The sequence below is a fragment of the Thalassospira sp. MIT121401 genome (genome assembly GCF_047125595.1).
Classification (GTDB): Bacteria; Pseudomonadota; Alphaproteobacteria; order Rhodospirillales; family Thalassospiraceae; genus Thalassospira; species Thalassospira povalilytica.
On the sequence record NZ_CP138926.1, the window covers coordinates 871,725 to 884,360 of the forward strand.

Annotated in this window: 12 protein-coding genes and 1 riboswitch; of the genes, 6 read left to right on the forward strand and 6 right to left on the reverse strand. The window is 55.1% G+C overall.

Features of this window, described 5'->3' with window-relative positions; genetic code table 11:
- Positions 1-999, reverse strand: a complete 999-nt coding sequence (locus SIB88_RS03900; protein ID WP_412557403.1) for a tRNA dihydrouridine synthase — start codon at positions 997-999, stop codon at positions 1-3.
- Positions 1,000-1,250: 251 nt separating this feature from the next.
- On the opposite strand from SIB88_RS03900, the gene SIB88_RS03905 reads away from it, so the two are divergent.
- Together SIB88_RS03905 and SIB88_RS03910 are read left to right on the forward strand one after the other, a co-directional pair.
- On the forward strand, positions 1,251-1,400 hold the full coding sequence (locus SIB88_RS03905; RefSeq protein ID WP_170310061.1) for a hypothetical protein: 150 nt from the start codon (positions 1,251-1,253) through the stop codon (positions 1,398-1,400).
- 186 nt (positions 1,401-1,586) lie between these two features.
- Entirely contained in the window at positions 1,587-1,742 is a 156-nt protein-coding gene (locus tag SIB88_RS03910; RefSeq protein WP_170310062.1) for a hypothetical protein, read from the forward strand.
- A gap of 65 nt (positions 1,743-1,807) precedes the next feature.
- Here the strand turns inward: SIB88_RS03910 and meaB are convergent, their stop codons facing one another.
- From meaB to SIB88_RS03925, 3 genes are all read right to left on the reverse strand, one after another.
- Positions 1,808-2,866, reverse strand: a complete 1,059-nt coding sequence (gene meaB / locus SIB88_RS03915; protein ID WP_412557404.1) for a methylmalonyl Co-A mutase-associated GTPase MeaB — start codon at positions 2,864-2,866, stop codon at positions 1,808-1,810.
- Positions 2,867-2,948: 82 nt separating this feature from the next.
- Positions 2,949-5,102, reverse strand: coding sequence for a methylmalonyl-CoA mutase (gene scpA / locus SIB88_RS03920; RefSeq protein WP_412557405.1), 2,154 nt, complete (start codon positions 5,100-5,102; stop codon positions 2,949-2,951).
- Between the two features lie 2 nt (positions 5,103-5,104).
- Entirely contained in the window at positions 5,105-7,153 is a 2,049-nt protein-coding gene (locus tag SIB88_RS03925) for a methylmalonyl-CoA mutase family protein (RefSeq protein WP_412557406.1), read from the reverse strand.
- A 148-nt stretch (positions 7,154-7,301) separates the two neighbouring features.
- Positions 7,302-7,409, reverse strand: a riboswitch (cobalamin riboswitch).
- A 321-nt stretch (positions 7,410-7,730) separates the two neighbouring features.
- Between SIB88_RS03925 and SIB88_RS03930 the strand changes: the two genes are divergently transcribed.
- The gene (locus SIB88_RS03930) at positions 7,731-8,153 is read left to right on the forward strand and encodes a response regulator (protein ID WP_114112788.1); all 423 of its coding nucleotides are present in this window, start codon (positions 7,731-7,733) and stop codon (positions 8,151-8,153) included.
- Between the two features lie 44 nt (positions 8,154-8,197).
- Here the strand turns inward: SIB88_RS03930 and phhA are convergent, their stop codons facing one another.
- Positions 8,198-9,106, reverse strand: coding sequence for a phenylalanine 4-monooxygenase (phhA, locus tag SIB88_RS03935; RefSeq protein ID WP_412557407.1), 909 nt, complete (start codon positions 9,104-9,106; stop codon positions 8,198-8,200).
- A 140-nt stretch (positions 9,107-9,246) separates the two neighbouring features.
- Between phhA and SIB88_RS03940 the strand changes: the two genes are divergently transcribed.
- The 3 genes from SIB88_RS03940 (at position 9,247) to SIB88_RS03950 (ending at position 11,183) form a co-directional block, all read left to right on the forward strand.
- Complete coding sequence (locus SIB88_RS03940; protein WP_250281684.1) at positions 9,247-9,726, forward strand: Lrp/AsnC family transcriptional regulator; 480 nt, start codon at positions 9,247-9,249, stop codon at positions 9,724-9,726.
- Positions 9,727-9,835: 109 nt separating this feature from the next.
- Positions 9,836-10,840 carry an asparaginase gene (locus SIB88_RS03945; RefSeq protein ID WP_412557408.1) on the forward strand — a complete coding sequence of 335 codons (1,005 nt, stop codon included), beginning with the start codon at positions 9,836-9,838 and terminating at the stop codon, positions 10,838-10,840.
- 22 nt (positions 10,841-10,862) lie between these two features.
- The gene (locus tag SIB88_RS03950; RefSeq protein ID WP_412557409.1) at positions 10,863-11,183 is read left to right on the forward strand and encodes a YnfA family protein; all 321 of its coding nucleotides are present in this window, start codon (positions 10,863-10,865) and stop codon (positions 11,181-11,183) included.
- A 42-nt stretch (positions 11,184-11,225) separates the two neighbouring features.
- Here SIB88_RS03950 and SIB88_RS03955 read toward each other — a convergent pair whose 3' ends face one another.
- Entirely contained in the window at positions 11,226-12,626 is a 1,401-nt protein-coding gene (locus SIB88_RS03955) for a two-component system sensor histidine kinase NtrB (protein ID WP_101245316.1), read from the reverse strand.
- Positions 12,627-12,636: the final 10 nt, after the last annotated feature.

The following is a 12,636-nucleotide window of genomic DNA, read 5'->3' on the forward strand; positions in this document are numbered from 1 at the left end:
CTATTCCGCCGCAATCGGAACGTCTTGCCGCTGATTTTCCCGAAGCGTCATATCGTGGCGCAGTTTGGCACGCAGTTCGTCGATTGACCGTATCCGTTTGATTTCATCAAAACAGGTCGCGCCCTGGGCGTGGCTTTTGCGGATCAGTGCCATCCATTGTTTTATGCGCCCGGCCTGATGGTTTTCCGACGCGCCGTCTTCGTCCATCAGATCACAATAGGCCAGCAACATGGCCAGAACATCCGCCCAGCTTTCCTTGGGCAGGCGGGATCCGCCTTCGAATGCCTTGATCCGGTTGGCAAGATCCGGGGCCGCAATCGCACCCCGGCCCAGCATGAAGCTGTCACAGCCGGAAATATCGCGGCATTTCTCATAATCGGCGACGCCCCAGATTTCGCCATTACCGGTCATGCCGATCGAAATGGCATCCCGGATACGGGCCAGATATTCCCAGTGTGCTGGTGGTTTGTAACCTTCAAGCTTGGTGCGCGCGTGAACCGTCAGATGCTGCGCGCCGCCGGCTTCGACCGCACGGGCGATATCAAGAAACAGCTCCTTGTCACTGAAGCCAAGGCGAACCTTGGCGCTGACCGGAATGTCGGCCGGAACTGCGCGGCGCACCGCCGAAACGATATGAAACAGATTGTCCGGACATTTCAAAAGCGATGCACCGGCCTCGCGTTTGTTGACGGTCTTGGACGGGCACCCGAAATTGATATCGATCCCCGGTGCGCCAAGTGTTGCTGCAAAGGCAGCATTTTCGCCCATCAGTTCCGGGTCATGCCCCATCAACTGGACCAGTACCGGCACACCTGAAAGGGTCTTGCCGCCATTCAGAAGTTCCGGGCAATAGCGATGAAACACATGGGCGGGAAACAGGTTCTGCGACACGCGGATAAATTCGGTGACGCACAGATCAAAGCCGCCCGTCGCGGTCAGCAATTGCCGAACGCGCCAGTCAACCAGTCCTTCCATCGGTGCCAGCACCAGATGCGTCATTGCCGTTTAATCCTGTTTCCTGAAATCAGAGGGCGGCTTTTACCACAAACCGCACAAACGTGCCGTTGAAAAATCACAGAGCAGGAATGTGCGCGACCACCGAAATAAGGCGGAAAAAAGCGTATTGCTGACACCTTTCCAGCCGATTTGCGGGCCACATTTAAAGTATCAAAAACAACAATGAAACGCCCGGTCAGACTCAGACATTGCTCAGACAATGGTTGGTATCTGACAGGGCAGGAGCCAAAAAGATGCTGTATATTTTTGAAAGTGCCTTTGATGAAGTCGAAGCGGTTTCGCGCGAAGCCCGTGAAAAGCTTTCCGGTCTTGAAACGGTGTTGAAGTCAACGTCTGAAAGCCTTCAGGTTCTGAAAGAACGTCTGGAACAGACCGCCTCCTGATCCGTTAAAACCATATCGAGATGCTCCCTCAAAGCCGATTAACCGGGCAAACACAAAGTGTTTCCGCAGGTTTGATCTATATCTTTGAATTGCAACACGAACAGGTACATGCTTGGTGCTATGGTCATTACGTGCCAGCCCGACACGACGCGTGTCAGTGCCAAGACGCATGAAGGAGGATTGAGAATGCTTTATATCGTTGAAAAAGCTTTGGACGAACTCGAAGCAATGCCGCGCGAAAAGCGCGAAGGCCTTGCCCATCTTGATCGCGAAATCAATGATGCCGTCGAGAAGCTTAAAATCCTCAAGGACAAGCTCAAGGCCGAGCCGGAAAACAAGTAACGCATCCGCGTTTGAAAAATTCAAAGGGTCGCACACTACGTGTGCGGCCTTTTGTTATGGCCGGTTCATGCCTGTCCGGTTGTTTTGATCAGGCCCAGCAATTCCTCGACCGCAGCGGTCGGATTGGTGGTGCCCGAAAGAACGTCGGCTTCAAGCGCGGTCAGGCGGCTTGCGACGTCATCACGATGGGTAAAGGTTTCAAGCAGCCGGTCACGCAGCATGGTCCACATCCAGTCGCGCTGTTGACGGGCGCGCTTGGCGGTGAATTCGCCTTCCTTTTCCATCACGGCACGATGCTGGTTGATCAGGTCCCAGATGTTATCAAGCCCGTCATTGATGAGGGCGGAAACCATCACTGATTGCGGGCGCCAATGTTTGCTGGTCGGCTGCAAAATTCGCAAAGCCGAGGAATACTCACGTTTGGCTTCGCGTGCTTTGGCAGGGTCGGCATCGGACTTGTTGACCGCGATCAGATCGGCGATTTCAAGCACACCTTTTTTGATGCCCTGCAATTCATCCCCGGCACCGGGCAGCATCAGCACCAGGAAGAAATCGGTCATTTGCGCGACCATGGTTTCGCTTTGTCCGGCACCCACCGTTTCGACCAGAACCACATCAAATCCGGCGGCCTCGCACAGAAGGATGGTTTCGCGGGTCATGCGATTGACCCCGCCAAGATATCCGCTGCTGGGGGACGGGCGGATATAGGCATTGGGATCAATGGAAAGCTCGTTCATGCGGGTCTTATCCCCCAGGATGGAGCCACCTGATCGCGCACTGGTCGGATCGACCGCCAGAACCGCGACCTTTTTGCCCGCACCGGTCAGGTTCTTGCCGAACGCTTCGATAAAGGTCGATTTACCCACGCCGGGTACACCGGTAATGCCGATGCGCTGCGAACCGCCGGTATGGGGCATCAGACGGGCGAGAACCGCCTGGGCCTGTTCGAAATGTTTGGGATTGCGGCTTTCGACCAAGGTGATGGCGCGTGAAAGGATGGTGCGATCACCGGCACGCACGCCATCAACCAGTTCATCAGTTGATAGCACACGTCTGCGCACGGCCTTGCGCGGGCTGATATTGCCGCCCGTGCCTGCGGGTATGGTGCGCAGCGTTTCTTTCACCGATGGTTCCTTTGCGGATGCCAGATCACGGAGATATGCCCGCCGTCAGGTTAGGGCATGAAAGCCGGAAGAAGCAAGCCGATCAGGCTGCTTCTTCGCCAGACTGATTTAGCTTTTCTAGCAGGTCGCCCGCGGCTTCGGCAATCACCGTTCCGGGTGGGAAGATCGCCTCTGCCCCGGCTTCGAACAGCTTGTCGAAGTCCTGTGGCGGGATAACGCCCCCGGCAACGATCATGATGTCTTCACGGCCAAGCTTGTCCAGTTCGGCGCGAAGCTGCGGCACCAGCGTCAGGTGGCCCGCGGCCAAGGAGCTTGCACCGACAATATGAACGTCGTTTTCAACAGCCTGCTTTGCGGCTTCTTCCGGGGTCTGGAACAGCGGGCCGATATCAACATCAAAGCCAAGATCGGCAAAGGCGGTGGCAATGACTTTCTGGCCACGGTCATGACCATCCTGGCCCATTTTGGCGATCAGGATACGCGGACGGCGGCCTTCGGCGGCTTCGAATTCCGTGATCAGGCGATCGACCTTAGCCAGGGCCTCGTTATCGGCACCAACTTCGGTTTTGTAAACGCCGGAGATGGAACGAATAACGGCCTGATGGCGTCCATAAACCTTTTCCAGTGCGTCGGAAATCTCGCCGACCGTGCATTTGGCACGTGCAGCCTGAACAGCAAGTTCAAGCAGGTTGCCCGTACCGCTGTCTGCGGCATTGGTCAGGGCCGTGAGCGCACTTTCAACCGCACCATTGTCACGTTCAGCACGCAGGCGTTCAAGCTTGGCAATTTGTTGGCGGCGGACTTCGGCGTTATCGACCTGAAGCACGTCGACCGGGCGATCATCGGTCACGCGGTATTTGTTCACACCAACCAGTGTCTGACGGCCGCTATCGATGCGGGCCTGTGTTCTGGCGGCGGCTTCTTCGATGCGCATTTTGGGAATGCCGGCCTCGATCGCCTTGGCCATGCCGCCCTGTTCCTCGACCTCGGCAATATGGGCCCATGCCTTTTCGGCCAGATCGCGGGTCAGGCGTTCGACATAATATGAACCGCCCCACGGATCGATGACATTGGTGGTGCCGCTTTCCTGTTGCAGGAACAGCTGGGTGTTTCGCGCAATCCGGGCCGAGAAATCGGTCGGAAGGGCCAATGCCTCGTCCAATGCATTGGTATGGAGCGACTGGGTATGGCCCTGGGTTGATGCCATGGCTTCGACGCAGGTGCGGATGACGTTGTTAAACACATCCTGCGCGGTCAAGGACCAGCCTGATGTCTGGCTGTGCGTGCGTAGCGAAAGCGACTTGGGGTTTTGCGGATCAAACTGTTTGATCAGCTTGGCCCAGATCATGCGCGCGGCACGCATTTTGGCGATTTCCATAAAGAAATTCATGCCAATCGCCCAGAAGAACGACAGACGCGGCGCGAATTTATCAATCGGCAAACCCGCGGCCTGACCGGCACGGGCATATTCGATACCGTCGGCCAGGGTATAGGCCAGTTCAAGATCGGCGGTCGCACCTGCTTCCTGCATGTGATAGCCGGAAATCGAGATCGAATTGAATTTCGGCATGTTTTGCGAGGTAAAGGCAAAGATGTCCGAAATGATGCGCATCGATGGTTTGGGCGGATAGATATAGGTGTTGCGCACCATGAATTCTTTGAGAATGTCGTTCTGAATCGTGCCCGAAAGCTGTTCGTGTTTCACGCCCTGTTCTTCGGCCGCGGCAATATAAAGTGCCATGACCGGTAGAACCGCGCCATTCATGGTCATGGAAACCGACATCTGATCAAGCGGAATGCCATCAAACAGGGTGCGCATGTCATAGATGCTGTCAATTGCCACACCGGCCATACCGACATCGCCGGTTACGCGGGGATGGTCGCTGTCATAACCGCGATGGGTGGCAAGGTCGAAGGCAATCGAAAGGCCCTTTTGACCGGCTGCAAGGTTGCGGCGATAGAACGCGTTGGATTCTTCGGCGGTCGAGAAACCGGCATATTGGCGGATCGTCCAGGGGCGCTGCACATACATGGTCGGATAGGGACCGCGCAAGAAGGGCGGCATACCGGGCATGGTTGACAGATGATCAATACCGTCAAGGTCGTTGGGGCCATAGACCGGTTTGACGTCAATGCCTTCTGGTGTGGTCCATGGTTCTGACTGGAACGGGTCCTTTGCCCCGGCAGAAGCCCCGTCAAACAGCGGAAGGTCGGAGAAATCAGGAATACGGGTCATGGTTATTTCTCCCCCCGTTTGCCAAGAAGGTGGTCAAGTGCGGCACCACAAATCGCCAGAACATCCGCCCCGACATAGATAAATTCATCAATCCCGGCAGCCTCGTAACTGCCGCGGGACTCGCCCGGATGCCCGGCAAGGTAAACCATGCTGGCACCGGCCGATTTCAGGGCCTTGGCAACATCACCGGCCATGTCGCCATATTGCGGATCCGATCCACAAATGACGGCGATTTTTGCGCCACTTTCGGCAAAGGCCTGGGCGGCGGCATCGGCAGTATCAAAACCGTTATTGGTAATCGCCTCGATCCCGCCCGCTTCAAAGAAGTTGCGGGCAAAGGTCGCGCGGGCGGTGTGCTGGGCAACCTTGCCAAGGTTGGCCAGGAAGATTTGCGGGAAGCTGCCCGATGCGGATTTATGCGCGTCTGCACGTTTACGAAGGGCCTCAAAGCTTTCGGACAAACGATGCGGCGTCAGTGGTGAAATACGGGCCGCGGCACTGGTGCCATAAAGATCGGTAAAGATATGACCGATGGTGGCACCGGCACGGGCGGCTTCCATCATCGATGCCAGATCTTTGCCAACGGTGCCGTCATATTTGGTCTGACGGGATTTGGCGTCGGCCTGAATCGCATCAAGGTCAGGCATATCGCATTGAACCTTTGCCTCGGCGATATTGGGGAATTCCGAAACGCCGGTCAGCGGATCACGCCGGGTCGCCAGACGCCTTGCGCGTTCCTGCCAGACAGTTTCGATTTCCGATTTCAGTGACCCGTTGGCAAGGGCCTTAAGAATACCACCAGATGCTTCAAGCGACTGGAACTTGCCCCATGCGGTTTGTGCCAGTTCCTTGGTCAGGTTTTCGATGAACCATGACCCGCCAGCCGGGTCGATTACGCGGTGAACGTTGCTTTCTTCCTGCAAGATCAGCTGCGTATTGCGAGCGATGCGGCGGGCAAAGCCATCGGGCAGGCCAATCAGATGATCATAGGGCAGGCAGGTCACGCTATCGGCACCGCCAAGACCGGCCGCGAAGCTTGTAACCGTCGTGCGCAGCATATTGACCCACGGATCAACCTTGGTCAGGGCCATTTCAGCGGAAATCGCGTTGATCGAAATCGTTGCATCCTGTGCGCCCGATGCGGAAAGAACGCGGCTCCACATCATGCGAAGCGCACGGAGCTTGGCAATCCCGGCAAAGAAATCCGTCCCAATCGCAACGTTAAAGACAATCGCACCCGCCGCCTGATCAACGGCCATGCCCGCATCGGTCAGGGCGCGCAAATAGGTCACACCCGATGCCAGCAAGCATGCCAGTTCCTGACCGTCGGTTGCGCCCGCATTGTAATAAGGCGCGCCATTTACCGAAATTGCAGTTGCCAGCGGGAACAGATCAATCAGATCACAGGCAACAGATGCGGCATGACCAATGGCATCTTCGGCACTACACGGCAGAGCACCCGTGGCGGCAAGGGTGCCGATCGGGTCGATATTAAAGGCCGGCGCTGCTTCGTCGGCATCGTCGGAGCTTGCGATATGAGCCGCCAGAAGGGCGGCTGCGGGAACACCGGCGGCCCCGGCATCCAGCCCTATGGTGGCAAGATTGGTATAAATGTCATCAAGGGCGATTTTAAGATCCGCCAGGCAATGGATCGCGATCCCGTCAACACCGACTTCGCCCGATGAAATTTCGCGCCCCTGACGGGCAGCTGCATCAAGCTTCAGCGTGATCGATGTCGCGCCATTTTCGAGATCGTCAAGAATCGCGGCATTGGTTACCTTGGGATCGGGATGGGTATGAAGTTGGCGAATGTCCCAGCCGGTCACGGTCTCGCGCGGTTCGACCGTTGCGGTCAGAACTTCGTGGATCAATCGGGTTGCATCATCCTGATCATCAAGGGTGTAGATCGGCTGAACGGAGAATCCGTCGCGTGCACGGGTTACCAGTTTCTTGTCGAAAGGCGCGCCTTTAAGGGCGTCCTCGGCAAGTTTACGCCAGCTTGCGTAGTCGGCAGATGGAAATTCAGATGCAAGTTTAAGCGGGTCGGACATGGATTCTCCCGGCTTGGTGACTTCTGTCTGATCCGCGGTATATGGGGATGGTGCGCAATCGACAGAACGTTTCCAAATATTATTTTACTACGGATTTCCTGTACCCGGTACACCCCGCCCGGCCCAATTCAAACCACGGAAACAGTATCGGTATTCTGACTCGTGCATCGGCAAAATCCGCCTTTGCACATACAGTTGCGGGGGCAGTTCCGGATTTGGCGACAGCATATTTGCACCAGACCGCACCGGATTCCCGACGATATTTCCCGGTCACATTTGCGACAGGGCGGTTTATAGCACCTGACAGTAATTCCGTAAATAGGCATGGAAATACCTATTTAGGCGTAGTCGCCACGTCAGATATGATGGTTCCGTAACGTCATGTCGTGGAAACCGGCGGATTTTCTTGCACTGCACATAGGTGCTTGGGGGTATGGCCGGTCAGAAAATCGCCGTGTACTTTGATGGCAGAATCCCTGTTGCCAAAGCTATGTGGCAAAAAATCGGCAGGTTTAACCAATTTGACATTTTCATCTGCCAATTTGGGGCTGTCCCAATTCTCGGAGTATCGCCATCCATGAACGCGCTTAGCGCCATGCCGTCGCAAATCAGTCCTGATGGGCTGGTTGCCTTTGCCGACGACAGTCCCAGTGCCAAGGCCGCACTTGAAACAGTGTTGCGCCGGGCAGGATATGACGTGGCCGGTTTTGATTGTGCAGATGACCTGATCGATCAGCTTGACGGGCTGTATCCCCGGGCCATCATCCTTGATATCGAAATGCCGGGCATGAGTGGCTTTGAAGCGTTTTGTGAAATTCGTCGCCGTTATCCCGATGCGGTGAATGTGCCGGTATTTTTCTTCTCGGCCCATTATGACGCCGATACCCGCGCGCAGGCAGATGCCCTTGGCGCTGCTGATTTCATCAGCAAGGATGCCAGCCCGACCGTGGTGCTTGAACAGCTTAACCGTGTTCTTGGACAATCCATCAGCGCCTGCTGACCATTATCGCCGAACCACCGTATGCGGATGTTGGACGCCCTGCTTTATGCAGGGCGTTGTTGTTTGGCGGTGATGTTATGCGTGCTGCCTTGCGGGCCCAGTGCAATGATGCCGTCTGCGTCGCCATGCAGGTGATAGAGCCGGTCGGTCGGAAGGGTGGTTTCGGGATCAATCGATGGCTGATTGACAAGGCGTTCATAGATCGGCGCCATTGATGTTTTCATGGCGTCAAACAACTGATCATAGCTTTCCAGCACGAAATAGGTTTTCTGGAAATCGTCAATAGCATAGTCGGTCGCCATCACTCGTTCGAGATCAAAAGCCACCCGGTTTGGCGTCGGATCGGTTACCGAATAAATGGTTTCGGTTTGCGATGACAACATGCCTGCCCCATAGGCGCGCAGGCCATGTTCGGTCATGATCAGGCCGAATTCGACCATATACCAATACATCCGCGCCAGGTTTTTTAGGCCGCCCATGGCAATGGCCTCGGCCCCCTTGGCGCCATAGGCAGCAAGGTAATCGGCAAAGACCGGATCATAAAGCATCGGCACATGGCCAAAGAAGTCATGGAAAATGTCGGGTTCGACCAGATAGTCCATTTCTTCGGGTTTGCGCAGCCAGACCGTTACCGGGAACCGCCGGTTGGCGAGATGGTCAAAAAACACATCATCAGGAACAAGTCCGGGCACCGCGACAAGATGCCAACCGGTGGCGGCATGAAGCTGTTCACTGACCCGGCCGAAATGCGGAATCTGATCCGCGGCATCAAGGCGGGCAAGATTTCGAATGTAATCCGGGGCGGCATAACCCGGCAGAATGGCCGACTGGCGGGCATAAAGCTTGCGCCATAATTCGTGTTCTACCTCTGTGTAGGCATCCCAGTCCTGCAAGATGGTGTAATCATCATTGATGTGGCTGTAGTCGCCGCGCAGATTTTTTCCCTGATCCATGGCCGTCCTCATTTTGGTTCTTGTGCCGATTTATGAGAACGATTCTACATCAGTTTAAATGTCATTTTCTGGCCAATAAGATATCGAAATCGGATGCTATTGATATAATGTGACCATAGGTTGATATTTTGGGGTGAAAAATGACCGACGTAACCTTAAGCACAACAGACATCCGCATTCTGCAAGTTCTGCAACGGGATGCCTCGATCAGTAATGTGCAACTGGCTGAAATGGTTGGTATGTCCCCGTCACCCTGTTTGCGCCGGGTCAAGCAACTTGAAGAAAGCGGGGTGATCAAACGACAGGTCGCACTGCTTGATCGCAAGAAACTGGGATTCGGGGTGTTGGCAACCATTCAGGTCCGTCTGCAAAGCCACACCGAAGCCGGGGCAGAGGAATTCGCCCGTGCGATGAACGATCTTCCGGAAGTTCTGTCCTGCTGGGCGATGACCGGCAGACAGGATTTCCTTTTGGTTGCCGTGGCACGCGATATCGAAAGTTTCGGCGATTTCGTCACCCACCAGTTGCTTTCGATGCCCAATGTCCGTGATGTGCAGTCCAGTCTGGTTCTTAAGGAATACAAGAATCTGACCGCCATCCCGATGCCCAGACTGCCCTGAAATGGCAGGGTAGCACGGTGGAAATGATCGGGGGTGCTTGGCGAGACTTGCTTTTGGCCCCATGTTTCGGGCATAGGAAGAACAGTCCCACATCTGCCGGAGCAACAAGATGTCCCAAGCCGCCAATCCGATCCTGGTTGAAGCCACCCGTGGCGAGATGGTCGAAAGTTTCCATCGTGGACGCTATGTGGTGATGAAAGCGGATGGCACGGTGATTGATCAGGGCGGAGATATCGATGCGTTGATGTATCCGCGATCGGCGATTAAGCCGTTGCTGGCGATCCCGTTTCTTGAAAGCGGCGCGGTTGAGGCATTCGGGCTTGAGGACAAACATATTGCACTGGCGTGCTCGTCCCATAATGGCGAAGAAGAACATGCACAGACGGTAAAAGCCTGGCTTGAAAAGATCGGGTTTTCGGTCGATACGCTTGAATGCGCGCCGCACTATTCACTTAGTGCAGCAGCCGGGATCAAGCAGGCAGCCGATCACGTGACTCTGACCAAGGCGCACAACAATTGTTCGGGCAAACATTCAGGTTTTCTCAGCACGATTGCGCATCTGGGCGAAGATCCCAAAGGATATATCGAAGAAGCCCATCCCGCCCAACAGCGCCTGATCAAGGTGCTTGAGGAAATGGGCGATTGTGATTTGTCATCGACCCCGCGCGGTATTGATGGCTGCGGCATTCCGGTGATCGGCATGCGGTTGCGTGACCTTGGACTGGCCATGGCGCGAATGGCGGACCCGGCCGGGCTTGATCCCAAGCGCGTTGATGCGATCAAACGCATCCGCAAGGGATGTGCAAATGCGCCGTTCATGGTCGCTGGTACCGGTCGTTTCTGTACCGGGATCATGGAAGAATGCGGCGAAGATGCATTGGTCAAGGTTGGGGCCGAGGGTGTCTATTGTGCGGCCTTCCCGAAGCAAGGGTTGGGCGTTGCCCTTAAGATCGATGACGGGACCCAGCGCGGTGCGGAAGTCGCCATGGGCGGACTGTTGCGCAAGCACGGTGTGATTGACGATGCCAAGGCAGAAATTCTTAAAAACTATCTGACCCCGGTTTTGACCAACTGGGCGGGCAAATATGCCGGTGATTTACGTCCGGCTTTCTGATTGCGGATAAACGGAAAAGAATATGCAAAGCATCGCGGCCTATATCTTTGCAGCTATTGCTGAAATTGCCGGATGCTTTGCCTTCTGGGCCTGGCTGCGATCGGGGAAGTCGATCTGGTGGATCGTGCCGGGGATTGCATCGCTTGTTGTGTTTGCCTGGTTGCTGACCAAGGTCGATGCCGAATTTGCCGGGCGTGCATATGCAGCCTATGGCGGGGTTTACATCACCGCATCGGTTTTATGGATGTGGATTGTTGAACGCAGCAGTCCCGATCGCTGGGATGTGACCGGGCTTATGGTATGCCTGCTTGGTGCGGGCATCATATTGTTTGCACCGCGCTGAGTGGTTGGTTGTCAGCTGCGGCGACCTTGATCGTCGATCTGTTTATTCACTTGCCGATTTGCCTGTGCGGTCCTCGCCCGGAAGCAGCACATGGAACGTTGTTCCCTTGCCGACCTGGGTTTCAAACCAGATCCTGCCACCATGGCGCACCGTTACGATGTCATGGGTAATCGAAAGCCCCTGACCGGTGCCCTTGCCGACTTCCTTGGTGGTGAAAAACGGGTTGAAGATTTTCGATCTGTTTTCCTTGTCGATGCCCGTGCCGTTATCGGAAATGCTGATCAGGATGCTGTCATCAAGGGATGTGGTTTTGACGACAATCTCGCCTTCGGACGGTTTGCGCCCGGCTTCCTGAATGGCCTGAACCGCATTGACAATCAGATTGAGAAAGACCTGGTTGACCTCGTTGATATAGCAGGGGATATGCGGGATTTCCGGGTCAAACTTTTCGACCACGTCGGCATAGTGTTTCCATTCATTGCGCGAAATCACAATGACGTTTGACAGTACCCGGTTGATGTCGGTTGTTGTTTTTTCCGTCCCGCCGGGATGGGAGAATTCCTTCATCGACAGGACGATGCGCGCGACCTGATTGATACCGTCAAGGGATTGCTGGGTCGCGTGCGGGATTTCTTCGAGCAGGAATTCCATATCTGAATTGCGCAATTGCTTGGCGAATTCCTCAAAGGTGTTGTCGGGCAGAAATGCGCGGTTTTTCCACAGTGTTTGCAGTGACAGTCCAAGGACACGCGAAAGCGCACCATAGCTGTCATTGAGGAATTTCAGATTGTCGCGGATATACTGGCTTGGCGTGTTGATTTCATGGGCGATACCGCCGGCAAGATGGCCAATTGCCTCAAGCTTCAGAGCTTCACGCAGATCTTCTTCTAGCTTCTTTTGCGCATCTTCGGCCTGACGGCGGCGGGTGATGTCGCGGAAAATGTAAAGATAGCTCATTTCCGAACTGAAATTGGCCGGGCTTACGATGATTTCCATCGGGAAACTGTCGCCATCCAGTCGCTGGGCCATGGTTTCGGTATAGTCGTATTTCAAAACACCCGAACTGATATTGATACACCGGTTCAAAAGCCGGTGGCGCACCGTCATCTTGCGGTCGATAAACATCACGTCGACCGATGTTCCAAGCAACTCGCCACTTTGCGCACGCAGGATTTCTTCGGCGGATTTGTTGAAGTCCTGAATGATGCCGGCGGCATCCACAATCAGGATGCCTTCGACCACGGTATCGAGGATCGTTTTAAGGCGCTGGGTTATTTCCAGTTTGCGGCGGCTCTGTTCGTTGAACAGTTCCATGAATTGCTTCTGGAATTCTTCGGGGGCTTCGATCTTGCTGATTTCGTCAAGCAAGTCGTCATTGGTGATCAACTCGTCACCGCCGCTCATGATTTTCGGCGTTTCGATGTTATCCTGATCTTCGGCCATGGTTCTTTCC

What these genes read in the sequence shown, in the direction of transcription:
- SIB88_RS03900 (WP_412557403.1), bottom strand. Translation starts at nt 999, where the DNA reads ATGACGCATCTGGTGCTGGCACCGATGGAAGGACTGGTTGACTGGCGC.
- SIB88_RS03905 (WP_170310061.1), top strand. Translation starts at nt 1,251, where the DNA reads ATGCTGTATATTTTTGAAAGTGCCTTTGATGAAGTCGAAGCGGTTTCG.
- SIB88_RS03910 (WP_170310062.1), top strand. Translation starts at nt 1,587, where the DNA reads ATGCTTTATATCGTTGAAAAAGCTTTGGACGAACTCGAAGCAATGCCG.
- scpA (WP_412557405.1), bottom strand. Translation starts at nt 5,102, where the DNA reads ATGACCCGTATTCCTGATTTCTCCGACCTTCCGCTGTTTGACGGGGCT.
- SIB88_RS03925 (WP_412557406.1), bottom strand. Translation starts at nt 7,153, where the DNA reads ATGTCCGACCCGCTTAAACTTGCATCTGAATTTCCATCTGCCGACTAC.
- SIB88_RS03930 (WP_114112788.1), top strand. Translation starts at nt 7,731, where the DNA reads ATGAACGCGCTTAGCGCCATGCCGTCGCAAATCAGTCCTGATGGGCTG.
- phhA (WP_412557407.1), bottom strand. Translation starts at nt 9,106, where the DNA reads ATGGATCAGGGAAAAAATCTGCGCGGCGACTACAGCCACATCAATGAT.
- SIB88_RS03940 (WP_250281684.1), top strand. Translation starts at nt 9,247, where the DNA reads ATGACCGACGTAACCTTAAGCACAACAGACATCCGCATTCTGCAAGTT.
- SIB88_RS03945 (WP_412557408.1), top strand. Translation starts at nt 9,836, where the DNA reads ATGTCCCAAGCCGCCAATCCGATCCTGGTTGAAGCCACCCGTGGCGAG.
- SIB88_RS03950 (WP_412557409.1), top strand. Translation starts at nt 10,863, where the DNA reads ATGCAAAGCATCGCGGCCTATATCTTTGCAGCTATTGCTGAAATTGCC.
- SIB88_RS03955 (WP_101245316.1), bottom strand. Translation starts at nt 12,626, where the DNA reads ATGGCCGAAGATCAGGATAACATCGAAACGCCGAAAATCATGAGCGGC.